This is a genomic window from Paenibacillus sp. MZ03-122A (genome assembly GCF_024213325.1).
Classification (GTDB): domain Bacteria; phylum Bacillota; class Bacilli; order Paenibacillales; family Paenibacillaceae; genus Paenibacillus; species Paenibacillus polymyxa_B.
This window is the reverse complement of sequence record NZ_JANAVI010000023.1, coordinates 15,125-40,565: the sequence shown is the minus strand read 5'-3', so window position 1 is coordinate 40,565 and position 25,441 is coordinate 15,125. Positions and strand designations below refer to the sequence as shown.

General features: G+C 47.6%; 23 protein-coding genes and 1 other RNA gene. 3 read left to right on the top strand and 21 right to left on the bottom strand.

Features of this window, described 5'->3' with window-relative positions; genetic code table 11:
- Positions 1–308: 308 nt before the first annotated feature.
- The 14 genes from NLX74_RS24910 to rpoE all read right to left on the bottom strand — a co-directional run bounded on the left by NLX74_RS24910 (position 309) and on the right by rpoE (position 13,412).
- Positions 309–584 (bottom strand): pro-sigmaK processing inhibitor BofA family protein, encoded by a 276-nt coding sequence (locus NLX74_RS24910; protein ID WP_061831803.1) that lies wholly within the window; start codon positions 582–584, stop codon positions 309–311.
- A complete protein-coding gene (locus NLX74_RS24905) occupies positions 581–892 on the bottom strand; it encodes a DUF2508 family protein (protein WP_025676300.1) in 312 nt (103 codons plus the stop codon). The genes NLX74_RS24910 and NLX74_RS24905 overlap by 4 nt, the downstream gene beginning before the upstream one ends.
- A gap of 214 nt (positions 893–1,106) precedes the next feature.
- On the bottom strand, positions 1,107–1,706 hold the full coding sequence (gene recR, locus NLX74_RS24900) for a recombination mediator RecR (protein ID WP_103050204.1): 600 nt from the start codon (positions 1,704–1,706) through the stop codon (positions 1,107–1,109).
- Positions 1,707–1,733: 27 nt separating this feature from the next.
- Positions 1,734–2,045 (bottom strand): YbaB/EbfC family nucleoid-associated protein, encoded by a 312-nt coding sequence (locus NLX74_RS24895; RefSeq protein WP_013308226.1) that lies wholly within the window; start codon positions 2,043–2,045, stop codon positions 1,734–1,736.
- Positions 2,046–2,088: 43 nt separating this feature from the next.
- Complete coding sequence (gene dnaX, locus NLX74_RS24890) at positions 2,089–3,840, bottom strand: DNA polymerase III subunit gamma/tau (protein ID WP_235306896.1); 1,752 nt, start codon at positions 3,838–3,840, stop codon at positions 2,089–2,091.
- Between the two features lie 158 nt (positions 3,841–3,998).
- Positions 3,999–4,265: signal recognition particle sRNA large type (ffs, locus tag NLX74_RS24885), an RNA gene on the bottom strand.
- 110 nt (positions 4,266–4,375) lie between these two features.
- Positions 4,376–4,573 carry a 50S ribosomal protein L31 gene (gene rpmE / locus NLX74_RS24880; RefSeq protein WP_071639069.1) on the bottom strand — a complete coding sequence of 66 codons (198 nt, stop codon included), beginning with the start codon at positions 4,571–4,573 and terminating at the stop codon, positions 4,376–4,378.
- A 157-nt stretch (positions 4,574–4,730) separates the two neighbouring features.
- The gene (locus NLX74_RS24875; RefSeq protein WP_061831800.1) at positions 4,731–6,002 is read right to left on the bottom strand and encodes a radical SAM family protein; all 1,272 of its coding nucleotides are present in this window, start codon (positions 6,000–6,002) and stop codon (positions 4,731–4,733) included.
- Between the two features lie 95 nt (positions 6,003–6,097).
- Entirely contained in the window at positions 6,098–7,435 is a 1,338-nt protein-coding gene (gene rho / locus NLX74_RS24870; protein ID WP_069290792.1) for a transcription termination factor Rho, read from the bottom strand.
- A gap of 259 nt (positions 7,436–7,694) precedes the next feature.
- Positions 7,695–8,948, bottom strand: a complete 1,254-nt coding sequence (locus NLX74_RS24865) for a UDP-N-acetylglucosamine 1-carboxyvinyltransferase (protein WP_013308220.1) — start codon at positions 8,946–8,948, stop codon at positions 7,695–7,697.
- Positions 8,949–9,176: 228 nt separating this feature from the next.
- Positions 9,177–10,031, bottom strand: coding sequence for a class II fructose-1,6-bisphosphate aldolase (gene fba, locus NLX74_RS24860; protein ID WP_013308219.1), 855 nt, complete (start codon positions 10,029–10,031; stop codon positions 9,177–9,179).
- A 246-nt stretch (positions 10,032–10,277) separates the two neighbouring features.
- Positions 10,278–10,646 (bottom strand): response regulator, encoded by a 369-nt coding sequence (locus NLX74_RS24855; protein ID WP_013308218.1) that lies wholly within the window; start codon positions 10,644–10,646, stop codon positions 10,278–10,280.
- A gap of 213 nt (positions 10,647–10,859) precedes the next feature.
- Positions 10,860–12,461: a CTP synthase gene (locus tag NLX74_RS24850; RefSeq protein WP_013368772.1), complete on the bottom strand. Its 1,602-nt coding sequence runs from the start codon at positions 12,459–12,461 to the stop codon at positions 10,860–10,862.
- Between the two features lie 402 nt (positions 12,462–12,863).
- Entirely contained in the window at positions 12,864–13,412 is a 549-nt protein-coding gene (rpoE, locus tag NLX74_RS24845) for a DNA-directed RNA polymerase subunit delta (protein ID WP_103050209.1), read from the bottom strand.
- Positions 13,413–13,816: 404 nt separating this feature from the next.
- Between rpoE and NLX74_RS24840 the strand changes: the two genes are divergently transcribed.
- A complete protein-coding gene (locus tag NLX74_RS24840) occupies positions 13,817–14,977 on the top strand; it encodes a S8 family peptidase (RefSeq protein ID WP_029514895.1) in 1,161 nt (386 codons plus the stop codon).
- 14 nt (positions 14,978–14,991) lie between these two features.
- Here NLX74_RS24840 and NLX74_RS24835 read toward each other — a convergent pair whose 3' ends face one another.
- The 4 genes from NLX74_RS24835 to NLX74_RS24820 are packed head-to-tail and all read right to left on the bottom strand — an operon-like array spanning position 14,992 to position 20,138.
- Positions 14,992–16,377 carry an MBL fold metallo-hydrolase gene (locus NLX74_RS24835; RefSeq protein WP_254330873.1) on the bottom strand — a complete coding sequence of 462 codons (1,386 nt, stop codon included), beginning with the start codon at positions 16,375–16,377 and terminating at the stop codon, positions 14,992–14,994.
- A complete protein-coding gene (locus NLX74_RS24830) occupies positions 16,374–18,044 on the bottom strand; it encodes an ABC transporter permease (protein WP_254330872.1) in 1,671 nt (556 codons plus the stop codon). The genes NLX74_RS24835 and NLX74_RS24830 overlap by 4 nt, the downstream gene beginning before the upstream one ends.
- A 4-nt stretch (positions 18,045–18,048) precedes the next feature.
- A complete protein-coding gene (locus NLX74_RS24825) occupies positions 18,049–19,119 on the bottom strand; it encodes an ABC transporter substrate-binding protein (RefSeq protein WP_254330871.1) in 1,071 nt (356 codons plus the stop codon).
- A gap of 20 nt (positions 19,120–19,139) precedes the next feature.
- Positions 19,140–20,138 (bottom strand): ABC transporter ATP-binding protein, encoded by a 999-nt coding sequence (locus NLX74_RS24820; RefSeq protein ID WP_254330870.1) that lies wholly within the window; start codon positions 20,136–20,138, stop codon positions 19,140–19,142.
- Between the two features lie 202 nt (positions 20,139–20,340).
- On the opposite strand from NLX74_RS24820, the gene NLX74_RS24815 reads away from it, so the two are divergent.
- Both NLX74_RS24815 and NLX74_RS24810 read left to right on the top strand, forming a co-directional pair.
- Positions 20,341–21,234 (top strand): LysR family transcriptional regulator, encoded by an 894-nt coding sequence (locus NLX74_RS24815; RefSeq protein WP_254330869.1) that lies wholly within the window; start codon positions 20,341–20,343, stop codon positions 21,232–21,234.
- A gap of 126 nt (positions 21,235–21,360) precedes the next feature.
- On the top strand, positions 21,361–22,221 hold the full coding sequence (locus NLX74_RS24810) for a hypothetical protein (protein ID WP_254330868.1): 861 nt from the start codon (positions 21,361–21,363) through the stop codon (positions 22,219–22,221).
- Positions 22,222–22,331: 110 nt separating this feature from the next.
- On the opposite strand, the gene argS is transcribed toward NLX74_RS24810, so the two are convergent.
- The 3 genes from argS to NLX74_RS24795 form a co-directional block, all read right to left on the bottom strand.
- Entirely contained in the window at positions 22,332–24,011 is a 1,680-nt protein-coding gene (gene argS, locus NLX74_RS24805) for an arginine--tRNA ligase (protein WP_028542578.1), read from the bottom strand.
- A 2-nt stretch (positions 24,012–24,013) separates the two neighbouring features.
- Positions 24,014–24,448 (bottom strand): YwiB family protein, encoded by a 435-nt coding sequence (locus NLX74_RS24800; RefSeq protein WP_081112515.1) that lies wholly within the window; start codon positions 24,446–24,448, stop codon positions 24,014–24,016.
- A 92-nt stretch (positions 24,449–24,540) separates the two neighbouring features.
- Positions 24,541–25,431: a LysR family transcriptional regulator gene (locus tag NLX74_RS24795; protein ID WP_254330875.1), complete on the bottom strand. Its 891-nt coding sequence runs from the start codon at positions 25,429–25,431 to the stop codon at positions 24,541–24,543.
- Positions 25,432–25,441: the final 10 nt, after the last annotated feature.

Here is a 25,441-nt window from a genome sequence, read left to right as displayed (position 1 = left end):
CGAGATAAAAATATCTCTTGTTTGATTTTGCGAACAAAATCGTTTCACTCACTCGTTGTTCAGTTTTCAAAGATCAAACCTGCATTATGTCTTACTTTGTTTCACCACCGCATCTCAGCGGCGACTTGATTAATATAACACACATTCGGGATTTAAGTCAACACTTTTTTAAAATTATTTTTTAATTTCATTTAATTGTTGTTCTCACAAAAAAATTCCCGGGCTTTAAGGGCCGAGAATTAATGTATCACATTTTTGAATTCGCCGTCAACTATATTTTAAAAATAGAAACAATAACATTTAAGTTTTCATATAGCCTGTCCGAATAATACTATTTTCAATCCCAGTAAAAGGACAATCCCAGGCAAGCCTAATATCGTTACCGCCCCCATTGTCACTGGATTGATCGGGATGTACACCTGCGTAATCCACCCTGAATAATTGATAACATACAATGCGATGGCTGCCAGGCCCATATGTGCCCCGAATACTACAAGCCAGCTGATACCCAAACGTTTTTTTAAGATTAGAAATAGTAACATCCCGACACAGGCAATCAAAACAAGCCAGACCGCCCCTTTCATTCAGCTCTCCGCTTGTGAACACGATCCGTATCATTGGCATACCCCGGTTCATCTGCAGGCAGATGGAAACGATGCAGGCCTTGCTGTTTCGCACTTTTTAAATGTATCTGATATTTACGTTCTGCAGCTTCTAGAACAAATATAGCGTAGTCGATCTCATCTTTACCCGTTGCTTCATGAAATAAACGATGCGCTCTTAACCATTCCGCATGCGAAGCCCGAATCTGGGCAAACAACTCCTGCCGATACTCCGCTTCTGATTTGCCATTCTCCTGACGACGGAAATTTTGTTTCATCCGTTCCCACATCCGTTCATCCTCCTCACAAGCTGAATTATGTGCACAGTCTGCAAGATTACCTTATTCATACTTATTGAACAAAGGACAAACTTAGAACCAGGAACGATCTATACTGCCATCTATCACCGCAAATAAAAAAGGAGCCATAGCGGCTCCCCCAAGTGAGTCGAGAATACCCTAAGGACATTCCAGACTCCCTATTTATAACGTATAAATACACCTATTAATTGAGCTCTCTACGGCCTTCCAACGCTTTGGACAGGGTAACCTCGTCAGCATACTCCAAATCTCCACCCACTGGCAATCCGTGAGCAATACGAGTAACCTTGATTTCAAAAGGACGCACTAGCCGAGAAATGTACATGGCCGTGGCCTCTCCTTCAATGTTCGGGTTCGTAGCTAAAATCAGCTCCTTGACGCGTTCATCACTGAGTCTATTCAGCAATTCCTTGAGTTTGATATCCTCAGGACCAATTCCCTCCATAGGAGATATCGCCCCGTGAAGCACATGGTAAAAGCCATTAAACTCCTTGGTACGCTCCATAGCCACCAAATCCTTGGAATCCTGAACAACACAAATGACGGAAGCATCCCTCGTCTTATCCTGACAGATCCGACAAGGGTCCGTATCCGTAATGTTGCCGCAGACTGAACAGAAGTGCAGATTGCGTTTTACATTGACTAGCGCTTTGGCAAAGTCAATCACATCATCTTCCTTCATTTTCAGTACGTGAAAGGCCAACCGGGCAGCCGTCTTCGGCCCTACTCCTGGCAGGCGCGTAAAAGCATCAATTAGCTTTGCAATCGGCTCCGGATAATACAATAGCGTGTTTCTCCTTTATGCAGCAGACTAGAACAAGCCCGGAATTTTCATGCCGCCTGTAAATTTACCCATATCATCATTAGCCAGTTCATCTGCTTTGGACAAAGCATCATTGACTGCAGTCAGTACAAGATCTTGCAGCATTTCTACATCATCAGGATCTACGGCTTCCGGTTTGATCGTGATGGACAACACTTTTTTATGTCCATTTACCTCCACCGTCACAACACCGCCGCCAGAAGTACCTTCGATTACTTTTCCGCCAAGTTCCTCTTGGGCTTTCAGCATTTGTTCCTGCATTTTTTTCACTTGCTTCATCATTTGGTTCATATTGTTCATTTCAATCATCTCCTTTAATGAAGTATACATCTAGACACTTGATTTAATCTTTAATGACTACCAGATCTTCCCCGAAAAGTTGAATAGCTTCATCAATCCAGGGCTCCTTGGACTTTCCCGGCGTATCATGCTCCGGCTCCAGTTGCAATTCTTCGGCAGGCTGGTCGGAAACTCCTTCAATCGCAGCATTCCAATCCTTTTGCATCATCGTTACTAAACGATAAGGATGGCCCAACTGCTCATGCAATACTTTCTCGATGACCTGCTTATTGGCAGGCTTTTCGGTAGTTTCACGATGAATATTGTTCTTAAATGCGACCAGCACACTGTCCTCTAACACAGAAACTGGCTCACCGTCCATAAACCAGGCATGAACCGTAACTTTCGCCTCTTTTACCCCTTGTAAAATCTGACTCCACTTACGCCCCGCTGCTGCGAATGCTTCGCTCGACTTCTCAGCGATATAGCGATCCAACTGAGAAGGAAGTTTGGCTGGCGCTGAAATCCGCGGAGCAGGGGCACGACCCCCGGAAGCCTGACGACCACCCGACGATGCTTCCTGTCCCGCTCCAGCGCCCAATCCACCTTGCAGCGCGCGCTCCAGTTTCTTTTCCAACTCAGCAAGCTGGCGCTTCAACATTACCACATCTTCCTGCTCAGCTGCAGCACCTGAGCGCTGTGCGGCCGACTGAACAACAGCTCCTGCTTCCCCCGGAATACTGCATAGTTTCAACAGAGCTACCTCAAACAAAGTTTGAGGCTGAACGGCATATTTCATCTCGCTCTGATAACGATTAAGGGTGTCAATCATCGCAAAGAGTTGCTCCTTGGTAAAAGCATCTGCCACTTCCTTAAATCGCTCTGGATCTAGCACTCGCTCCGTCATTTTGGTTGCCTGAGGCACCATCTTGATCATTAGCAGGTCTCGGAAATAGTACAGAAGATTCTCCATGCACTTATCCGCACTTTTACCTTCCTGCATAAAGTTCTCGATCATTTGGAGCACCGTGCCCACATCTTCTTTCAGCAACGCCAAGGCAAGCTTACCGAATTGCTCGGACGCAATACCTCCCGTCATATCCAGCACCTGCTGATAAGTAACCCGACCATCTGTAAACGAGGATATCTGGTCCAAAACGCTAACTGCATCTCGCATCCCGCCATCTGAAAGACGCGCAATGTACTGCAGTGCATCTAAATCAGCCTGTATGTTCTCCTGTTGACATATCAGGTCAAGCCGCTCTGTCTGTTCTTCCAGCGATACCCGCCGGAAGTCAAACCGCTGGCAACGCGAAATAATTGTCGCCGGAATCCGATGTGGTTCAGTCGTAGCCAATATGAACATCACGTGTGGCGGCGGCTCTTCTAGTGTCTTGAGCAGCGCATTGAACGCTTCCGTCGTCAGCATGTGCACTTCATCAATGATATAAACCTTGTGCCGCACTTCTGTGGGCGCATATTTGACTTTATCGCGCAAATCACGAATCTCTTCAACGCCCCGGTTGGAGGCTGCATCAATCTCCTGTACATCCATGACCGCTCCGGCCGTGATCCGTTTACAGGCTTCGCATTCGTTGCAAGGTTCCGGCGCAGGTCCATGCTCACAGTTGATAGCCTTGGCCAAAATTTTGGCCGCACTCGTCTTACCTGTTCCTCGTGGACCGCTGAACAGGTAGGCATGGGACGTGCGATTTTCGCGGATGGCATTCTGCAATGTCTGGATAATATGCTGTTGTCCTACCATGTCCTTGAAAGCCTGCGGCCGCCAAGCACGGTACAACGCTATATGTTCCAATGCGCGTTACCCTCTTTCCCATTCACTTTCATGACCATTCATGGTCACTTCATTATACTATACTCCCGTCCGAATCTAAACCAGACACCTTCCAATTTATAAAACACAAAAAAACATCTTCGCAATGATTGCCAAGATGTTCTAATCACTAATATATACCGTGCACCTGTTATTGATCGTTGTGATCCGAGCGGCAACCCTGAACAACAACTCGGGCTAGGCAACCCTCCGGCACAAGAGTGGGCTTGCTTATGGCTGCTTCCTTCCGGACCTGACCAGGTTCACAAGTACTCATTGCGGAGGACCCAGCCGTCAACATTGTGCGCAGGGACCAGCCTCACATCAACAACACCTCTAACAGGAATTCAACCTCGCTATAGCGGATTGCGAGTTACAGGGCACCGCTACCTCCCCATCTAGCACGGTGAAAATAAGTATATCTTAAGGCCGCATAAAAAGCAAATACACATTATTACAAAAAGAGCCCTCTGCAGTTGCAGAAGGCTCTAATAACTTTATAACCTGCGGTAATCCATTAGATACCGTATTTCTTTTTGAAACGATCTACGCGTCCACCAGCATCAATAAATTTCTGCTTGCCTGTGAAGAATGGGTGGCAGGCGGAGCAAATCTCCACACGCAGAGATCCTTTCACAGAACCCGTTTCAAACGAATTTCCGCAAGCACAAGTGACATTAGTTACGTTAAATTTTGGTTGAATAGCTTGTTGCATTGAACTTTCACCTCTTTCCGCCCTGAACGTCCTATCAGTCCAGAGTTGTATGAACACATGTTCACATTATAGCACTTGAATATGAGCGTTTCAACAACTCTTTTCCGCATTCAAAGATGGCGTAAAATAGGTGAGTTTCAAGTTGCTATTGACCGTTTTAGGCCTTGGCAAATTTGGGACGTGCCAGCCCTTGTGGGGGTACATGAGTGTAAGAACCGATGACTACATCAGGCAGTTCCTCACGATAAATCTCAAGCATTTGCTTCATGCCAAGGATCTCACCTTGAGCAGGTGGAATCAACTCCAGATAGCTTTCAGGATCGATATTCAAGTTACGCATTTGAATCAGCTTGAGCTTAGTACGTTTGGCAAATTCAATCATTGCCTCAATTTCTTCCTCTCGGTCTGTTACACCCGGAAAAATCAAATAGTTAATCGACGTATATACTCCCTGCTCAGAAGCATAACGAAGTGATTTTTCCACATTAGCCAACGTGTAGCCGCGCGGCTTGTAATACGCATTGTAGTGATCGTCCAGCGCACTAATGGTACTAACGCGCATCAGATCAAGACCCGCATCCACGATTCCCCGGATATGATCACTCAATCCCGCATTCGTATTGATATTGATGTATCCCATATCGGTAATGGAGCGCACCTCTTTGATCGAATCAATAATCAGTTTGGCTTGTGTGGAAGGCTCACCTTCGCAACCCTGGCCAAAACTGATGATGGACTCCGGTGTCTTCAAATGTTCCAGCATAACTTCTACAATTTCTTCGACACGGGGACGGAAGTTCATTCTTGTCTGCGGAGATACAAAGCCACTGTCATCCGGCTGTTCAGATATACAGCCAAAGCAACCCGCATTACAAGAATAAGATACCGGAACTCCCCCTTCCCAGCGATTCAGGAATGTGTTCGAGGAAGTAAGACATTCGTAGCCCAGCGCACAGTTAGACAAATGTTGGTACAGCCGATTTTCGGGATATTGCTCCGTCATCCGCTGCACACCTAGTTTAACTTGATGACGGTCACAGTTTTCCGGATTCCACTTGGATGGACTGTCACTCTGCTCTGCCGTTACATAAAATGCCCCGTCTTTCCAGACTACAGCCGAATAACCGAACAAGGGAAGTTTGTACTCCTTATCGGTCTTCACATATCCCGGTAGGCACAAGCGCGTAAAACCTTGCGGCAATAAAGCCCCTACTGCTTGCATATCTCCGGGAAGAGAAACCATTTCCCCTGTTTCAGGGTTCATACCGACCGGGCGAGTGCTGGGCAAGCTTACCAATGTAGCTCCTTCCGGTAACGGAATAAGCTCATCCTCCATGATTTCAACAATCATGTCTGCACTACGGGCAAGCCCATACAAAGAAGCATGATCATATACATTGCCTTTTTCGTCGGCATACACCAAATACATTATGGAGCTCCTTTCGCTCCGTTAAGCCTACGCCATTAACAAATGAATGGTAACGACTGTGTACTTACGGAACAGATAAAATACATGAATGGGTTTTAGTTGGTTGTGGCCGGGACTGACGCTGTGGTAGAACGCGCAGTTCTCCGTTGTTGCCCACCAGAACTGCTTTGCGAGCTACTGGAAGAAGGTGCCGTCAAATCAAACGAAGCCAAAAACTCAGCATTAGTTTTGCTATTACGCAGCTTTTTGAGGAAGCCTTCCACAAAATCATGGCTTTCCGTCATGTTTTTACGAATGGCCCAGATGGTATCCAATTCTTCCTTGTTCAACAACACTTCCTCACGGCGTGTGCCGGAACGACGAATATCAATCGCAGGAAAGATACGACGTTCTGCTAGCTTGCGGTCCAAATGCAACTCCATGTTGCCTGTACCTTTAAACTCTTCATAAATGATATCATCCATGCGTGATCCCGTATCAATCAGCGCTGTAGCAAGAATCGTCAAGCTACCGCCTTCCTCCACATTCCGAGCCGCACCAAAAAAGCGTTTTGGACGGTGAAATGCCGCCGGATCAATACCCCCGCTCAAAGTACGACCAGAAGGAGGGATAACGAGATTGTACGCACGAGCCAAACGTGTGATGCTATCCAACAGGATGACAACATCCTTTTTATGTTCTACGAGACGCAGCGCACGCTCCAACACGAGTTCTGCCACTTTAATGTGATTTTCAGGAAGTTCGTCAAATGTAGAGGCCACAACTTCACCTTTAACAGAACGCTGCATGTCGGTCACTTCTTCGGGGCGTTCATCAATCAACAAGACAAAAAGCTCGATCTCGGGATTGTTAGTAGAAATGCTATTGGCAATTTCTTTGAGGAGAAGCGTCTTCCCAGCTTTGGGAGGTGCTACAATGAGTCCGCGCTGTCCAAGTCCGACAGGGGCCAGTACATCCATAATTCTCGTAGACAAATGGTTGGGGGAAGTTTCAAGGACTAATTTGGTTTGCGGATACAGTGGAGTCAGTGCAGGAAAATGTAGCCGCTCAGCAGCTTGCTCAGGACTTCTTCCATTGACGGCGTTAACTTGAAGCAATCCAAAATATCGTTCATTCTCTTTTGGCGTTCGGCATTTACCAGAAACAAGATCGCCCGTTCTCAAGTCAAACTTGCGGATTTGTGAAGCAGAGATGTAAATATCTTCGGTACTCGGGAGATAATTGATCGGCCTCAGAAAGCCGTAACCTTCGGGAAGGATTTCCAGAACCCCCTGCATAAACATCAATCCGCTCTTCTCAGCTTGTGCGCGCAGGATCGCGAATATTAATTCTTTCTTTTTGAGCGTTCCGTAGTACGGGATCTGGTATTGCTTGGCCAGCTTGTACAGGTCGGTCAGCTTCATTTCTTCCAGATCGGAAATTTGCAGATCCATATAATAACCACCTATTCAATTATTAAGTCCATTCATACATCTAAATGATAGACAATGATATCATAAACACCATTAACATAATTTTAACCAAAACAAATAAAGTTATGCAGCCATCTGCCTGAATTATACCGAATTATTCCGGTTTTCCGATAAAGGATTGTTAGGTATGAACCACAATCTTGTATCAAGCAGCGGCTGCATAGGTGTTGCCCGTTCTATCGCTTTCGTTCCGGAAGTTCGAAAAAATGGCATGGTCTAATTATTCAGTCTGCCGCCATACATCCGCGCCTAAAAGACGCAGGTTGGAAACAAGGTGATCATAACCACGGTCAATGTACTCGACACCCGTCACCTCAGTTACACCTTCGCTTACTGTAAGTCCAGCAATGACAAGGGCCGCTCCGGCGCGCAGATCTGCCGCTTTTACTTTAGCTGCATTCAGCTGACCACCCTCTATAATAGCAGACCGACCCTCTACGCGAATTTTAGCCCCCATACGCACCAGCTCAGGGACGTGCTTAAAACGATTGCTGTACACAAAATCGCTCAATACACTGACACCCTGCGCTTGGGTAAGCAAGCTGGTCATGGGAGATTGTAAATCTGTGGCGAATCCGGGGTATATCAAGGCTTTAACGTCGACATGTTCATAGGAAGGTGCACCTAGTACGCGAATACTTTCATCATATTCCTCGATGCCGATGCCCATTTCCTGCATTTTTGCAGTGAGAGCCTCCATATGTTTGGGGATTACATTGTCAATCAATACATTTCCACGGGTTGCCGCAGCAGCAATCATATATGTGCCCGCTTGTATACGGTCAGGTATGATGGAATGACGGCAGCCATGCAGCTCCGACACACCTTCAATTCGAATCGTTTCCGTACCGGCACCTTTAATAATAGCCCCCATCGAGTTTAAAAGAGTTGCTACATCTATAATCTCAGGCTCTTTAGCCGCATTTTCGATAATTGTGGCGCCTTTGGCACGTGCAGCCGCCAGCATAATATTAATGGTAGCGCCTACGCTGCTAACATCCAAATAAATCTTAGTTCCGCGCAGTTCTTTGGCGTGCAAATGAATAGCGCCGTGCTCGTTCGTTACCGTGGCACCCAGCGCTTCGAAACCTTTGATATGCTGATCAATGGGCCGGGGTTCGAAATTGCACCCTCCTGGCAAACCGATGATCGCTTCCTTGAATCTGCCCAGCATGGCTCCCATCATATAATAAGAGGCTCGTAATTTCTTAACAGGCCCATTCGGCATAGGAATGGATTTAATGGAGGAAGGATCTATTTTCATCTGGCTACCTTCCCAGGTAACCGTTGCACCAAGTTCCTCCAGTATTTCGGAATACACCGCCACATCACTCAACAGTGGCAAATTGTCCAAAATGACTTCCGACTCTGCCAGAATGGCTGCGGGAATCAAGGCGATGGCACTGTTTTTGGCACCGCTGATGGAAACTGTACCTTGAAGCGGCCGTCCACCGGTGATCATCAATTTTTCCATAAGCTTGAGGGTCCCCCTACGTGTTTTGCAGTCGGTCAAACAATAATCTCAAATTATAAATCTTTTAACTTTTTTAGTGGTGAAAATGGAAAGACACCGGCTAAGCGGTGTGCTTTCCATACCAAACTATTCAACTGTACAGATTTAAATATTTTGTGCAGCAGAACTACAGCTACAACTAAAAAATACATCTAGCCCGTGCAGACGCACGACCAGTTTGATTCATTATTACGCTTTGTTGTTGGAACCGAACTCACGAATTTTACCGATAACGGTTTGTTTAATCGCTTCACGACCTGGAGCGATGAATGTACGTGGGTCATAAGCATCCGGTTTCTCAGCAAGCACTTCACGAACCACTTTCGCAAATACGATTTGGTTCTCAGTGTTTACATTGATTTTGGAAGTTCCCAGAGAGATTGCTTTTTTAATGTCATGTGTTGGGATACCAGTACCACCGTGCAGAACGAGTGGAAGTTTGATTGCATTGCAGATCTCTTCCATTTCTTTGAATCCGAGGTTTGGCTCGCCTTTGTAAGGTCCGTGTACGGAACCCAGTGCAGGTGCCAGTGTATCGATACCTGTTTCGTTAACGATACGCAGACAGTCGTCCAGCTTAGCGTACATTACGTCGCCGACAACATCATCCTCTTGACCGCCAACCATTCCAACTTCAGCTTCAACAGAAACGCCTTTGGAATGAGCATATTCAACCACTTTTTTCGTTGTAGCAATGTTTGTGTCGATCGGGCTGTGGGAATCGTCAATCATAACGGATGTGAAACCAGCGTCGATAGCTTCTTTACATTTTTCAAAGCTGGAACCGTGGTCCAAATGGATCGCAACTGGAACGGTGATTTTCATGTCATGAATAAGACCTTCTACCATTTTAACAACAGTGTAGAATCCGCCCATGTGACGTGCTGCGCCTTCAGAAACGCCCAAGATTACTGGGGATTTTTCTTCTTCAGCAGCGCCCAAAATAGCTTGAGTCCACTCCAGGTTATTAATGTTGTATTGACCTACTGCATATTTTCCTTCGAGTGCTTTGTTCAACATGTCTTTCATAGATACCAATGGCATGGTTACAGTCCTCCTAAAGGTGTTTGGGTTTGTCTATATTTTAGCCGACATCACATACGGGCTTATTATACCACAACCCATGTTAAATACTAAACAAGCTTTTGCATATCAACACATACAAAAATCACGTTAGGACGCCGTTTTTTCATAGAATTGTATAAGGAGAGGATTTACTTTCAGTATTTCCCATAATCACAAACAAAAAACCCTGTTGTGTTAACAGAGTTCTCAACCATAGTGACTCACCTAATCACCTCTGAGTTGTTTGTTCACAGCGATCCGCATTTCGTCAATATCAAAGGGCTTGGTAAAATGCATGAGCGCACCTAGCTCCGTCGCCTCTTTAATCATGTCCAGTTCTCCATATGCTGTCATCATAATAACCTTGATATCAGGATTCATGGTTTTTAGATGCTTCAGAATTTCGAGTCCGTCCATACCTGGGATTTTCATATCGAGCAGAACCAGATCAGGTGGTTCCTTCTCAACAATTTCAAGTGCAATTTTCCCGTTCGCCGCCTGAAAGGTCTCATAACCCTCACTTCCGAACACTTCCATTAGTAAAATCCGTATTCCATTCTGGTCATCGACGATTAATACTTTCTTCTTTTCCAATGTTTTAACCTCCTAAGATCTTAAAACGAGGATCATGCAGCTATTGCCATAACAGCGTCCGATGACGTACAATATCCGTCCCATACCTAAAACTATATTCGCTCCTGCAAAAAGAAAATCCTGCTCTTATACATAATTGTGGAATATTCTTTCATAATCAGGAAGCATGGGATAAAAAAAGACCTCCCTGAGGAGGTCTTACAAGCCATAGCATTAACCTTGAAGCTGCAATGCTGCCTTTACAAATTCACGGAACAAAGGCTGTGGACGATTCGGACGGGAAGTAAATTCTGGATGGAATTGTACCGCCAGGAACCACGGATGCTCAGGGAGCTCCACAATTTCCACCAAGCGTCCATCTGGTGAAGTACCGGAAATACGAAGACCCGCTTTTTCAATAACTTCACGATATTCGTTATTGAATTCGTACCGATGACGGTGTCTTTCGTACACCAGCTCGTCGTTGTAGCAAGCCGAAGCCAGGGAACCTTCCACCAGTTTGCATGGATACAAGCCAAGACGCATCGTACCGCCCAAATCTTCGATGTCTTTTTGGTCAGGAAGCAAATCGATGACAGGATAATCAGTAGCCGGGTTAATTTCCGAGCTGTTGGCTCCTTCGAGACCAGCCAGGGAACGGGCAACCTCAATGACAGATACCTGCATACCCAGACAAATGCCGAAGAACGGAATTTTTTGCTCCCGTGCATAACGAATGGTACTAATTTTGCCTTCAATTCCGCGATCGCCGAAGCCACCCGGTACGAGAATGCCGCCAATGCCGCCCAGCATGTCAGCTACGTTCTCGTCCGTCACTTCTTCAGCGTTCACCCAACGGATTTTTACGTCTGCATTCGCATCAAATCCAGCGTGGGAAAGTGATTCAACCACACTTAAGTACGCATCATGTAACGCGACATATTTACCAACAATGGCAATCTCAACCGTTTTATCCAGCTTGCTGATTCGATCAACTAACCCTTCCCATTCGGTCATATCTGGTGCAGGTGTTGTCAGCTTGAGGTGGTTAACTACGATTTCGTCCAATCCTTCTTCACGCAGGTTCAACGGAACCTCGTAGAGGGTTGAAGCATCGCGGCATTCTACCACTGCATTCGCATCAATATCGCAGAACAATGCAATTTTAGCCTTCATATCGGAGGACAGTTCATGCTCTGTACGGCAAACAATGACATTCGGTTGGATACCGATACTGCGCAGTTCTTTTACACTGTGCTGAGTTGGTTTGGTTTTAACCTCACCCGCAGCTTTAATATAAGGAATGAGTGTTACGTGAATGTACATCACATTCTCGCGCCCAACTTCGCTTTTGAGCTGACGAATAGCTTCCAAAAATGGCAAGCTTTCAATATCGCCCACCGTACCGCCGATTTCTGTAATAATTACGTCCGAACCTGCTTCACGGCCTGCACGGTACACGCGTTCCTTGATTTCGTTCGTAATATGAGGGATAACCTGCACCGTACCGCCCAAATATTCTCCGCGACGCTCTTTGCTGATTACGCTGGAATATACCTTGCCTGTTGTGACATTGCTGTTCTTGGACAGATTAATATCAATAAAGCGCTCATAGTGTCCCAAGTCAAGGTCCGTTTCCGCACCATCATCCGTTACAAATACTTCACCGTGCTGGTAAGGACTCATCGTACCCGGATCGACATTCAGGTAAGGATCAAATTTTTGGATCGTTACCTTCAGTCCCCTGTTCTTCAAAAGCCTCCCCAGTGAAGCTGCCGTAATCCCTTTGCCCAAGGAAGACACAACCCCGCCTGTCACAAAAATATACTTTGTCACTGTTCAAAACCCTCCTAGATAAGATGCAAAATTCAGGCGACATTATGATGTTATCGTAACCCGTTTGCACGGATTATCATCCATGAAGAAGGCAGCGGAATCATTTTCCATGTCCGCCGCCCTTAGCCCTCTTTCATGAGTGAAAACACCCCTATAAAAAACAAAAAAGCACTCCCGTAGTACGGGGCACTTTTATACAAAAAGCAAACATATAAGTGAATCAATCATAAGCCCAAGCAATAGTTTACCCCGTGTCCAATCCGCTGTCAAGGAAGTTATCCGTGTTAATTTGTCCATTGAACCAGATTGGAGAGAATCCACCTGAAAGCTTTAAATCAGAAGGGGTTTTCAAGAAAACGGTCATGAAAAAGGGGAGAACGCATCTCCCCCTGCAGCCTGTTCCTAACGAAGCGAATCGTCGTCTTCCGTCGACTCATCATCATTTTCATCTTCTGAATCTTCCTCATCACTGAGGTCTTCATCGTCTATAACCACGTCTTCATCACTATCATCATCTTCTTCTCCGTCGAACAGCTCATCTTCGCCATCCTCGTCTTCGCTATCTGCATCGAAGTCGTCATCAGAGTTGTATGTTTCTTCTTCCTCATGATAGTCATCTTCATCGTCATCGTCTTCGTCGTTAATAATACGAGGACGCTTGGCGCCTGTCAGGGCATCTTCGGATTTATCTACCGGATACCAACGTTTCAAGCCCCACAGATTCGTACCGACACAGGCAAAACGCCCGTCAATGTTGATTTCAGTATATAGCTGAGCAATAACGTCATTAATTTCTTCGTCGGAAAAGCCACGCAATTTGGCGACTTCCTTCATCAGGTCACGGTAATAATACGGAGTATTGGCTGCTTTCAATACCATAAATGCCAAATCCACCATTGGAGTCTCGTGGACTTTCTCCGGGTCAATCTTCAAGTTGAGTGGGGTACTCACCTAGGGACACTTCCTCTCACACGTAATTCACAAGAACATGTTTCAGAGCATACACGATACATGCAATACTAACATATCCATTATCAAAACTAAGTAAAACCTATTTGGAAGCAAATTGCAAGTTAAAGATGGGTATCGTCATAATTTCCAGGAATATCCCCCTAAACAAGACGGCATACATAAAAAGACGGGGTCCCCCCCGTCTTCGACTGTACCCGCTCCGGGAGAACCCCCCAAAGTTGTTGCACAAGAGCTTATGCCCTCCATGTATCGTATGTGTCCACGGCCACTTTGACACGACAAGCAGGCCTATTTCCATAAAAAAGGGGCAGGTTTCCCATGCCGCAGTTGACGCTTGCTCATACAATACCTCAGCATGGCTCATCGGAGGGGGACCGTCTCAAATGGACTATCCGGATTTTTTGCAGCGTCTGCATGAGGGTATTTCGGAGCCGTCCGGCAGTGGACGGAACAAACAGATCATCACGTTCGATAAGCCTCACCAATACCGGGAATGCCTGTCCTATCTCAGGAAGCTGAAACCCGAGCTTGCGGGATTACGGCAAGTACAACCGGCCCGACTAATCCGTGCTTTAATCGCTCCGCTTTCAGGGGGAGACAGGCTGGGCAAATATCACAACGGTGTCACCGTTGAAGAAGATACCCGCATGAAGGTCCACGCTGAAACTGCTCATATACCAAAAGCAGAAAAGAACCTTTCCATGCCATGGGGAGTCAAACAGGTACGTGCATACAAGGCTTGGCCTTCCTCGACAGGGAATCGGGTCAGAATCGGTGTGATCGACACAGGAGCGGATTTTCAACATCCTGATCTTCGTCATTCTCTCGCCAGAGGTATTAATTTGCTTAACCGAACCATGCTACCCTATGACGATAACGGCCATGGTACTCATATTGCTGGAACTATCGCGGCGTCCAACTATGACGAAGGTATGGTCGGCGTAGCACCACGGGCTTTAATTCATCCCGTAAAAGCTTTTGATCATAATGGAGCCGCCTACGTCTCCGATATCATCCTTGGTATCGACTGGTGTGTATTAAATCGTGTCGATATCATCAATATGAGCTTTGGTATGAAGTCGCGCAGCAAGGCACTACTTGATATGGTGAATAAAGCATATCATAACGGCATTGTGGTTGTAGCGTCCTCGGGAAATGAGGGCAAGCGCCGAAGTATTGACTATCCAGCCCGCTATTCTCAGACGATTTCAGTGGGGGCTACCGACAAATACAGACGCATCGCGCCTTTCAGCAACCGGGGGCAATTTGTAGACGTGTACGCACCTGGCGAAAAGATCACATCCTCCTGGATCCATGGCAAGCATCACGAAATGAGCGGTACCTCTATGGCTACCTCCCATGTGACCGGAAGCATCGCACTTCTCCTTTCACTGAGACCGGAACTGGGGCCTGGAGAAATCAAGGCGTTGCTTAAGCGTACCGCCACACCGCTCCGTCTGCGTAAAAGCGCCGGACGTAGCTCTATCTCGACCAAACTTGGAGAAGTCGATGCCTTCCGATTGATGCAGGAGGGCACAAAGTGAATGATATTGTGATACTAAACCTCTAGTGTAGCGCCCGGCTCCAGAGAGTGAACTTTTCTGGCAGGACCTTCACATCCACCATTTCCTTCTCTTATCAACTCATCTCGTACCAGGTCGGTCTGCAGCTTCGGCGCATGAACGAGTACAACCTGTTTGCTAGGCAGCTCCTTCAGCATTTGCCGCACATCTGATAATCCCTGATGCACCTTATAAATCAAATGCCGAGCTACACAGTTGTTATTTTCATCCGCACGTTCCAACAGATGTTTGCCAAAAGAACCCTGTGGAGCATGTCCGGTCAATATAACACTGTTGCTAATGCTTTCTCCGCTATCTTCACCCTCCCCCATGTTGCGGTTATCCGAAAGATACTGATAGTACCAACGCGCCTGTGGGGAATCCATCATGCCGTCTCTTGTTATGATAATAACCGTTGGGTTCTGTTCCAGCAGACTCACTCGTTCCGCAGCATCACGAGGCACGAAGACCCTGTCACTGTTTAGCACATGTTTTATTCGCGCCGGGGCTTCTGGACGCAGCCATTCTTTCCAGCGGTTTAACTGTTTCAATCCCTGCCATATGTCGTGCTCTACAATCATTGCCTGTTCAGGGAATTGCTCGCTAGCCCATACGATCATGTCCTGTCCTCTACCAAAGGCAGGCACCGGCAACAACACATGACCTCCAGACCCTAATGTCCGCTCCATCTCGACCCTCAGCCGCTCCAGCTTAACAGGCTGCGGGTCTATATCCATGCCATAGGCATTGTCCATAATGGATATGTCCGCTAGATTGGGCTCTGACTTCCATTCAGGTAGGTCATGCAGCCCCTCTCCAACACCCAAGTCTGGCGCATCGGCAGCAAGAAGTTCAGATTCGCGGCTGTAATCTCCAGAAAAAAACAACCGCTTCCCTTCCATTTCTACCACATACCACACTGCACCAGCCAAATGTCCACTGCGTCCCCACATGATTCTCACACCCGGACAAGCCTCAAGCCATTCTCCTGCTGGCGATTCATCTTCTAGATAGCGATAAGCAATGGATTGGATATCCTGTTCGTCGTATGGCAAGTCGGCTCCTCTCGATTCAACATAAGTATGCCAGGAGCGAAAATAGGAGCCTAACTGCTCAGCGGTGGCCTTGGTCGTCCAGACCACTCCCCGGTATCCATACTTGTACAGTAAGGGGAGCGCCATGGAATGATCTTCATGTGCATGAGACAGCAATACAGTAGTCAGTCCCTCCGCCTTTTGCGGCGGAAAAACCGGATATTGTCCGGTTCCTTCCTTTTTCACGCCACAATCGAGCATGACGCGATGCTGCGTTCCTTCAAAAACATAGCAGGAGCGACCATGTTCGCCCGCTCCTCCCCAAATCCTAAGCTTGGTCATGATCATTTCCACTTTCTTTGCGAGTTTAAGCTTTCGATTAAGATCAGCAGCAGTGTGGTCATTCCGACCGATATGACGGCCATCGCCATCCCAAGTGACACCTGTCCCTGCTCAAATTGTGCAAATATGTAGGTTGCAGACGTCTGAACGGATGGCGGCAAAATCAGCAACGATCCTACCAGCTCGCGTGAAGCGATCGTAAATGTCATCATCCAACCAGCGAGCATTCCCGGTACAATCAGCGGCAGTACAATCCGGCGGAATATGTAAGACGGTCGTCCGCCAAATACCCGTCCCGCCTGAAAAAGACCCGTGTCCACCTGTGTAAAGGCGCTTTTGACATACTGCACCGTATAAGGAACAAACAAGATAACATACGTCAGAATGACCATGCCGTATGTGTTATACAAAGGGATCGGCATCCACGGCGAGTTCCACCACAAAATCAGGCCGACCACCATAACAATTCCCGGAACCGTATTCGGAAGCAAGCTGAATGCATCAACTGTCCGTTGGATTCTCGTGCGTGAGCCGCCAATGACAAGCGCAAACCAAGTGCCCAGTACCACAGCAAGCGTCGAAGCACCCAAAGAGAGAAATACGCTGTTCAGGAGCGCCTCCATGCTCTCTGATCCCCAAGACAGCAGTTCCTTGTAAGAGTCGAGCGTCAAATTATCCCAGGCAAGACCCATTCCCCTCAGCTTCATCGTCGAGGCTGAAAGAATTGAAAAATAAGGAATGCCAATGGACGCAATGAGCAACAATAAAATGAATGCAACACTCAGCCCCGTAGTCCAGCCGGATATACGGAGACGGGACGGACGCGAACCTTTACCACCTACCAGCCTGTACGTAAACTTTCGGTTGATCACCGACTGCGCATACCACATGAGCAGGCAGGCGGTTAACAGCACCGAGGCCATTGACGTCGCTTTGCCAAAATCTATGGGCCAGCTGGAGATATATTTGTGAATTTCCGAAGTCATGACCTCATACCCGATACGTCGCCCAAAGGTAGCGGGGGTACCAAACTCGGCAATCGTTTTAACGAAAATGAGCAACGCGCCCATTCCGTAAGCTGATAGCAGTAGCGGTAAAATAATTCGACGGAACCTGTACAGAAAGCCGCCGCCCATTACGGCACCCGCCTCTTCCAGGCTCCCGCCAATCCTCACCAGCGCCCCGCGCAGCAACAGGTACAGGAATGGAAACAGATGCAGGCTCATGATCATCACCATGCCACCAAGGCTGAAGAAGGACGACGTTAAGAAATGCAGGTCCGGGAACAACTGCTCCAGATATCCGTTTTTTTGCATAAACAGAATCCAGCCCATGGACCCGATATAGGGCGGGGTCATAAACGGAATCAGCAACACGACATCCAACCAGCGCCAGTGTGCAAGACGAGTGTTGGACATGATCCAGGCTAGCGGAAGTGCAAGTACCGTCGTTCCTGCAATCACACAGATGCCTAGCCAAATCGAGCTAAATAGCACGCCTGCAAATGGTGAAGCAGCTAACGTTCGAAAAGGCGCATCCCATTGAAATTTTTCATCAACATATACACTTTGGATAAAGATTTGCAGCAACGGCATCACAATCAGGAAAAGAAGCGCGATTAGAGCCAGCGTCAGACACCACGCTCTGATGTGTTTAACGGATAAGCCTCCCATCGGCTTACTTGAACATTTGCGTGAACTTCTCCGTCACGTCTGATCCGTGCTCACCCATCCACTCCCAATTGGTTTTCAACAATGGAATCTCGTCCAGGTTGGCACGCTTGTCGGCTTTGACATCCGTGCGGCCCGGGAGTAAGGAGGCATCTGCTACTAGTTTCTGTGCCTCTTCCGACAACAGATAGTCAATAAATGCCTTGGCATTCTGCTCATGCTGCGTTGACTTGAGAATTGCGGCAGGACGTGGGCTGATGACTGTTCCCTCTGTCGGATAGACGATATCAATCGGCTCACCTTTGGCTTTAGCCTTGTAGGTCATGTAATCGACCGCAGCGACGACTACACCTTTAGCTCCGGTAATCACGGGGTCCAGCGCTTCCTGATTGGCACCAGCCATAGCAACACCGTTAGCCTTGTACTGCTCGAACAACGTCCAGCCTCCATCGCCCTTGGCGCTCAGATAGCCTGTCATAAAATCCAACGCTGAGCCGGACAGGGATGGATCGGGAATATTAACCTGATCCTTGTACTCAGGCTTCGCCAAATCAGCCCATGAAGTTGGTGGTGTTTTCACCAGCTTCGTGTTATACGCAATGCCCAGAGCAGAAGCACTGGTACTGAAGTAGTTGCCTTCCTTATCGGACCAGTCTGGATTTAGCTTGTCTGCATTCTTGGCATCCGGGTAAGGCAGCGTGAGTCCTTCCTTTTTCAGGCCTTGTACAGACGGAAGCGATGCCAACACAACCACGTCCGCTACCGGATTCGTCTTCTCGGCTTCCATGCGGGCCAAAATTTTCCCTGTCGTTCCCTGAAACAACTCTACCTTAACTCCGCTCTGCGCCTCATACCCTGCTACCAACTTTTTCGCCAGTCCATCCGGGCCTGCGCTGTAGACCACCAGCTTCTGATCGGTGGATGCCGCCTCCGCTTGTCCTGCTGATCCAGTAGCTTGTGCCCCATCCTTGGATGTTGTAGCTGTTCCGCAACCCGCCACAGCGAGTCCAAAAGTCAAGGTTAATGCGAGCATCGTTCCTTTTTTCCATCCTGTACGAAAAACATGCCTATTCATCATCTTGTATATACCCCTTTTCCCTATGCTTCAAGTTGGTGGATGTGTTGCGGTGATACCCAAACGTGCATTTGTTGACCTATGGGCAAGCGGCTGGAATGATATGCAGTCCATTGCTCGCCGTTCTCGGCTAGTATACGAATTTCATAACGATCGCCGACATAGCTGACATGCAGGATCTCTACTGTAAAAGCATGCTGATCTGCTTGCTCCTGTTCCCAACGCACATGTTCAGGACGAAATAGTGTCCGTTCCGACTCCAGCCAGTTGGATTTGCCAATAAACCTCGCCACCTCTGGATGAGCTGGGCAACCGTAGATCACCTCTGGTGTTCCGGTCTGCAAAATATGTCCACTTTTCATAACAACCACTTCATCAGACATGGACATGGCCTCGATCTGATCATGGGTGACATATAGGGCGGTCAGCCCCAGATCGCGCACAAGCGATATCATCTCAATGCGCATCTCCTCCCGTAGCACCGCATCCAGCGCACTGAGTGGCTCGTCGAACAACACAAGTCGAGGCCGGATAGCAACCGCTCTTGCAAAGGCAACCCGCTGCTGCTGGCCACCGGACAGCTGATGAGGATACCGATCCTCCATCCCTGACAATCTGACCATGTCGAGCGCCTCCAGCACCACTGTCCGCAGTTCCTTGTCTCGAGCGCTGGCGAACCCTTTCCCTCGCTTGCCCGCACGCAGGCCGAAGGCCACATTTTCAAACACCGTCATATGCGGCCATAACGCGAAATCCTGAAAGACCATGCCAAAGTGGCGGAGATGGGCGGGAATATCCTTTTTGCGTTCTGCCGAAAAAAGAATTTCCTCTCCCATCGTGATTGTGCCGGTATCCGGTGTCTCCAGACCAGCAATCAAGCGCAAGAGCGTTGTTTTCCCACAGCCGGACGGTCCGAGCAGTGTTGTGAATTTGCCCCGTCGTACTACCAGATTCGTCTCATGCAGCGCGGTTATTTGGCTGAAGGTTTTACTTAATCCGTGAATATATAGATCCTGATTCATCGCATTACCTGCCTGTTCTTCTGACTGATCCCAGTGTAAAACTTGAATTCGCAACCTGTGTTATTGGAAAGTTAAAACAAAATTAATTATTTCAATGAATTTTGTTAACACTCATAGATTTAATCTATATAGAGGGGGTTGATGCTGCTACCCATAGAAATAGGCATGATTGTTCGATTAACCTGAAAGCGAGGCATTCTAAGTGAACTTAAGTCTTCTAAAGTTACATATTGTAGAGCTGCTAAATAAGCATCATAAAATCACCACAGTCGCCGAGCTTCTTGGCCTGAAGCAACCCACCGTTACTTTTCATATGAAAAATCTGGAGCGTGAATTCGGAGTAAAGCTGTTTGACACACGTATGGGCAAAATCATCCTGACGGATGCCGGAAATGCACTGCTGCACTATGCCAGCAAAATTAATGCACTGGCTGCTGAAGCTGAGCGAGTCGTCCGCGAGTTCGATACGCTCCAGCGGGGAAGTATACGTATTGGCGCAAGCTATGTACCCGCTACCTACCTACTTCCTGCTGTGCTGCACCGCTTTGCCCGTGAGCATCCGGGCATCCACATCGCCTTGTCTGTGAAAACAGCGCCCGTGATCAAGGACATGCTCGCTCGCCACGAAATTGACCTCGGCATTATTTCGGCAGAGCCGTTTCAATCCCCAACGCTACTCTCCGAATCCTTGGGCGAAGATGAACTGATACTCATCTGCTCACCCACTCATCCGCTCGCCAACAAAACCGATTTGACGCCCGAGCTTATCTCTTCTTCCTCCTTCGTATTACATGGCAAGGAATCCAGCACACGCCATGTGACCGACAAATGGCTGGAGCGTGGGAGTCGGCGACTTCCTTCCTACCTGGAGCTGGATTCATTGGAAGCCATTAAACAGGCGGTTATGCTGGGAGAACACATCTCCTTTGTCTCTCGCATTGCCGTTCAATCAGAGGTTGAGCGGGGCTTACTGGTTGTAAGACCTATTCCGGGGCAGTCTGTTGAGCGGTACATCTATATGGTCAGCAACAAAGACCGTCATCGCTCGGCGCTCATTCACAGATTCACCGAATATTTGTCATGGAACCAAGATTAAATCTTACCTGTCATATAGAAATTATGTAATTTTTTAACCGGAGTCTCCTCTTGCTTTGACATACGACTGACAATACACCCGTAAAGTGTAGCGTGTAACCTATTCGGACGAACAGGAGAGGATGAAATGAAAACAGGCCTTCGTATCACCAAATTGATGTCGGTAGTAACTCTGAGTGCAGTACTGCTCGTAACAGGATGGAAAGGAGCAGAACCGGTACAAGCCGCCGCCAATGCCACACCAAGCTATGAGGTGAAGCTACTACTGGATACGGCTCAGGTCCTCAATGCGGATGGCTCATTAAAAAGTGGCATCGTGAACGAGTTTCAAATTAGCAACGATGCACAACGATTGAGCGTCGAGTATTTTGATACAAATTCATTGCAATTGAATGACGAGGGCTGGAACGTGAGATTTCGCAAAAAAGAGGACAAAAAAAATTATGAATTAACCTACAAAAAGCGCTATACGGTCACAAATGGAAATATTGACGCGGCGCTCACCCAAGCGAATAAAGAAGGGTTCAGCGCATCTGATGATAATTATGAGGCTGAGGTGGATTGGGGATACAACAAGCAAACACTAAGCTTTTCCAATGATAAAAAAACAAACGCCTCCAAAGGATTGGCTCTGCCTTCCCCAGATCAAGCATTAAAGCAATTGCAGGATAATCTTCCGGGCAAGCTGCAAAACTGGAAAAACAGCAATTGGGGCAAACAAACCTTGGCAGACTCCAGAGTACGCGGTCCTGTACAGGTCAGTAAATACGAGGGTAGCTTTCAGGGATTGGATACCGACGTTGAAATATGGCCTATTCGCAGCGCAAACGGATCAGGTACAGAGCATATTATCGAAATCTCCTTCAAAACCTCGGATTACAGTGTTGCCGCCAGCAACCGCACCAAGCTGATGAACCTGCTGCAATCCAAAGGATGGCTGGTTCCCGCCGATTCCCTGAAAACGAATTTGGTACTGGAACGCTACTAAGCTAATCCAACATAAAAAGGAACCGAATCGCCACCCTGTTGAGGGTGATACGAACGGTTCCTTTTATTATTAATTATATGACTACAAGGTCATTACGTTAAGTTGTTTGCTTACATACGTTCTGGTGCAGACACGCCCACCAGCTTCAGTACGTTGGCAATGGTCGTGCGCACCGCACCAAACAACGCCAAGCGTGCCTGTGTTTGAGCGGCATCCTCTGTGATGACGCGCTCTGCCTTATAGTAGCTGTGGAACAATGAAGCCAGCTCGTAGACATAGCGAATCATACGGTGTGGTGCAAAGTTTGCAGCCGCTACCGATACTTCTTCCGGCAGTTCGCCGATTTTGCGTAACAGATCGTATTCATGTTCAGCCGTCAGCTTGGACAAGTCAACTTCTGCCAACGGCAGGACAGCAATACCTTGCTCTTCGGCTTGACGATATACGCTGCATGCACGTGCGTGCGCATATTGTACGTAGAATACTGGATTCTCATTGGAAGTGGAAATCGCCAAATCCATGTCAAAATCCAGGTGCGAATCCATGCTGCGCATAGTGAAGAAGTAACGGATCGCGTCTACACCCACTTCTTCCATCAGATCTTCCATCGTCACGGCCTTGCCGGTACGTTTGGACATTTTTACTTTTTCCCCATTTTGGAACAAGCTGACCATTTGGGCAATCAGCACTTTAAGCTTATCTGGATCATTGCCCAGTGCTTCCATTGCTGCCTTCATCCGTGGAATGTAGCCGTGGTGATCCGCTCCCCAGATGTTGATGATCGTGTCATACCCACGAGCATATTTATCACGATGGTAAGCGATATCCGGGGTCAGGTACGTATATGTACCGTCATTTTTGATCAAGACACGGTCTTTATCGTCGCCGTACTTGGTCGTATTCAGCCATGTAGCTCCGTCCTTCTCGTAAATCTCCTCACGGTCACGCAACTCATTCAGCGCTTTAAGCACTTCACCGTTTTCATACAGCGACGTTTCGCTGAACCAGGAGTCAAAAGGTACACGGAACAGCTCCAGATCGCGCTTGATCTTGTTCAGTTCCTTTTCCAGACCGTAGTCACGGAAATAAGCTGCTCGATCTCCCGGTTCCATGGACAACAGAGAATCGCCCTTTTCGGCCACCAGTTCCTTGGCAAACCCGATGATATCCTCACCATGGTAACCATCCTCCGGCATCTCCGCAGGCTGTCCCAGCTCCTGCAAATAACGCGCTTCAATAGAGCGGCTCATGTTGTAAATCTGGTTGCCCGCATCATTAATGTAGTATTCACGAGTTACTTTGTATCCGGCAAAATCAAGCACGTTGCAGAGAGCATCCCCTACGGCTGCACCACGTGCATGACCTAAGTGAAGGCTACCTGTCGGATTGGCGCTGACAAACTCGATTTGTACCTTTTTGCCTGCACCTTCCTGTATACGCCCGTAATCTGCCCCCTGCTCCTGCACTTGTCCAATGACTGCATACAGGTAGCTCTTGTTCAGGCGAAAGTTAATAAAGCCCGGTCCAGCGATTTCCGCACTTTCAATAGAAGCGGAAGCTAAATCCATATTCGCGATCAAATCTTCAGCGATTTGCCGTGGGTTCTTCTTCGCAATGCGGGTGAGCTGCATCGCAGCGTTGGTAGCCAAATCACCGTGTGACTTGTCCTTTGGCACCTCCAGCGTAATGGTCGGCAGCTCTTCGCGGCTCACGATTCCGGTAGCCAGCACTGCCGCTTCGATTGCTGAAGTCACCTTTTGATTAATAAGTTCCAGTGGATTGCTTGTCATGATTATTGCTCCTCCTGTATATGCAAACTGATGGCAAAATGCCCCGAGAAATCCTCAAATACGTACAGATCATAGGTCCAGCTCACATGTCCGGTGAAACCATCCATCCGAATATCGAGCTTCTGCGTATGCGCAGACATGTTCAGGTTTAAATAAGGCGAGCGGTAAAATCCAGGCAACCTGCGTCCCAGCGCAAACGACTGCTCTGATTGTACCTCACCGTGACGAATCAGTTTTAGCTCATCCGATCCGATTTTGACTGTGTTCCGTGTCGTACCGCCCTCAGGACTTTCTTGCGGCTCATCGTACCTTATATATAGATGCTTCCCACGCACGATCGCTTCTCCGGGAAGTTCCTGTACCACATCTTCTCCGTCATGGTGACTATGAAGACGGATTCGGACCTTTGCATTATGTGGCATGTATTCAAACTCCATTCTATTGCTATCCTACTGTACTACTATATCCAGTTCCCGATTGCAATTCAAATGAGTTTTTACAAAAAGATGCTTTCATCCAAAAAATTCAGCTACCTTAAGTCAGCTCCATCGGATGCTTGGCTAAAACTTTCAATGAATCGAGAGGCTAGAGAAGACATGTATTTATCCTTCAGCCAGACAGCCGCCACACGCGTATGCAATTCCTCACACATAATTTCCTTAACGATTAACTGGTTATTGCTTCCGAGTGACAACGCAGACCGCGAAATCATACCGATCCCCAGCCCTTCATTAGCCCAGTGAAGCGTGGTGCGAGCATCGTCGTTTTTGCAAAAGAAATTCGGCTCAAAGCCATGCTTCATACAGGTATCGTGGATCAATTGTTCAAAGCGGCGATATACGATGAGCGGCCTGTTCTTCAACTCAGACAATGAAATGGTCTTCTGTTCAGGGTTCCAGTCATATTCTTCTGTCATCACTGCTATCATCGGCTCAGTGGACGCATATCTACACCCTAAATCGGTAGCATTAAAAGGGGTTCTGACGATACCGACCTCGACAATTCCTTTGTTCAAAAGATCGAGAATCATGAACGTATTTCCCTCATGAATTTCAAATTTTACACCCGCATAGGTTTTATGAAATTCGGAAAGCCTGTCTTTCATCAGCGTTGCCCCAGAGGAGGAGACCGTTCCAATGGTGAGCGTACCTTTCATCCCCATGGCAAAATCGTTTATCTCTCTTGTCGTGGCATCTGTCAGCTCCAAAATCTGCTTGGCCCTGTTCTGTAAAATAATGCCGGCCTCCGTCAACTGGATGCTTCGTGAGCCTCGATGCACGAGCTTTACGCCAAGCTCTTCCTCTAGCTGCATGAGCTGCTGACTTAAGGGAGGCTGTGCAATTTTCAGCTTTTTGGCTGCCGCTGTAATCTGTCCGGCCTCTGCAATCGCCAAAAAATACTTGAGATGTCTCAATTCCATCATTATGGAC

What these genes read in the sequence shown, in the direction of transcription:
- NLX74_RS24825 (WP_254330871.1), bottom strand. Translation starts at nt 19,119, where the DNA reads ATGATGAATAGGCATGTTTTTCGTACAGGATGGAAAAAAGGAACGATG.
- argS (WP_028542578.1), bottom strand. Translation starts at nt 24,011, where the DNA reads ATGACAAGCAATCCACTGGAACTTATTAATCAAAAGGTGACTTCAGCA.
- NLX74_RS24840 (WP_029514895.1), top strand. Translation starts at nt 13,817, where the DNA reads ATGGACTATCCGGATTTTTTGCAGCGTCTGCATGAGGGTATTTCGGAG.
- rpmE (WP_071639069.1), bottom strand. Translation starts at nt 4,573, where the DNA reads ATGCAACAAGCTATTCAACCAAAATTTAACGTAACTAATGTCACTTGT.
- rho (WP_069290792.1), bottom strand. Translation starts at nt 7,435, where the DNA reads ATGGATCTGCAAATTTCCGATCTGGAAGAAATGAAGCTGACCGACCTG.
- NLX74_RS24875 (WP_061831800.1), bottom strand. Translation starts at nt 6,002, where the DNA reads ATGTATTTGGTGTATGCCGACGAAAAAGGCAATGTATATGATCATGCT.
- NLX74_RS24905 (WP_025676300.1), bottom strand. Translation starts at nt 892, where the DNA reads ATGTGGGAACGGATGAAACAAAATTTCCGTCGTCAGGAGAATGGCAAA.
- NLX74_RS24830 (WP_254330872.1), bottom strand. Translation starts at nt 18,044, where the DNA reads ATGGGAGGCTTATCCGTTAAACACATCAGAGCGTGGTGTCTGACGCTG.
- fba (WP_013308219.1), bottom strand. Translation starts at nt 10,031, where the DNA reads ATGCCATTGGTATCTATGAAAGACATGTTGAACAAAGCACTCGAAGGA.
- NLX74_RS24800 (WP_081112515.1), bottom strand. Translation starts at nt 24,448, where the DNA reads ATGGAGTTTGAATACATGCCACATAATGCAAAGGTCCGAATCCGTCTT.
- NLX74_RS24895 (WP_013308226.1), bottom strand. Translation starts at nt 2,045, where the DNA reads ATGAACAATATGAACCAAATGATGAAGCAAGTGAAAAAAATGCAGGAA.
- NLX74_RS24795 (WP_254330875.1), bottom strand. Translation starts at nt 25,431, where the DNA reads ATGGAATTGAGACATCTCAAGTATTTTTTGGCGATTGCAGAGGCCGGA.
- NLX74_RS24820 (WP_254330870.1), bottom strand. Translation starts at nt 20,138, where the DNA reads ATGAATCAGGATCTATATATTCACGGATTAAGTAAAACCTTCAGCCAA.
- NLX74_RS24835 (WP_254330873.1), bottom strand. Translation starts at nt 16,377, where the DNA reads ATGATCATGACCAAGCTTAGGATTTGGGGAGGAGCGGGCGAACATGGT.
- NLX74_RS24910 (WP_061831803.1), bottom strand. Translation starts at nt 584, where the DNA reads ATGAAAGGGGCGGTCTGGCTTGTTTTGATTGCCTGTGTCGGGATGTTA.
- NLX74_RS24810 (WP_254330868.1), top strand. Translation starts at nt 21,361, where the DNA reads ATGAAAACAGGCCTTCGTATCACCAAATTGATGTCGGTAGTAACTCTG.
- NLX74_RS24865 (WP_013308220.1), bottom strand. Translation starts at nt 8,948, where the DNA reads ATGGAAAAATTGATGATCACCGGTGGACGGCCGCTTCAAGGTACAGTT.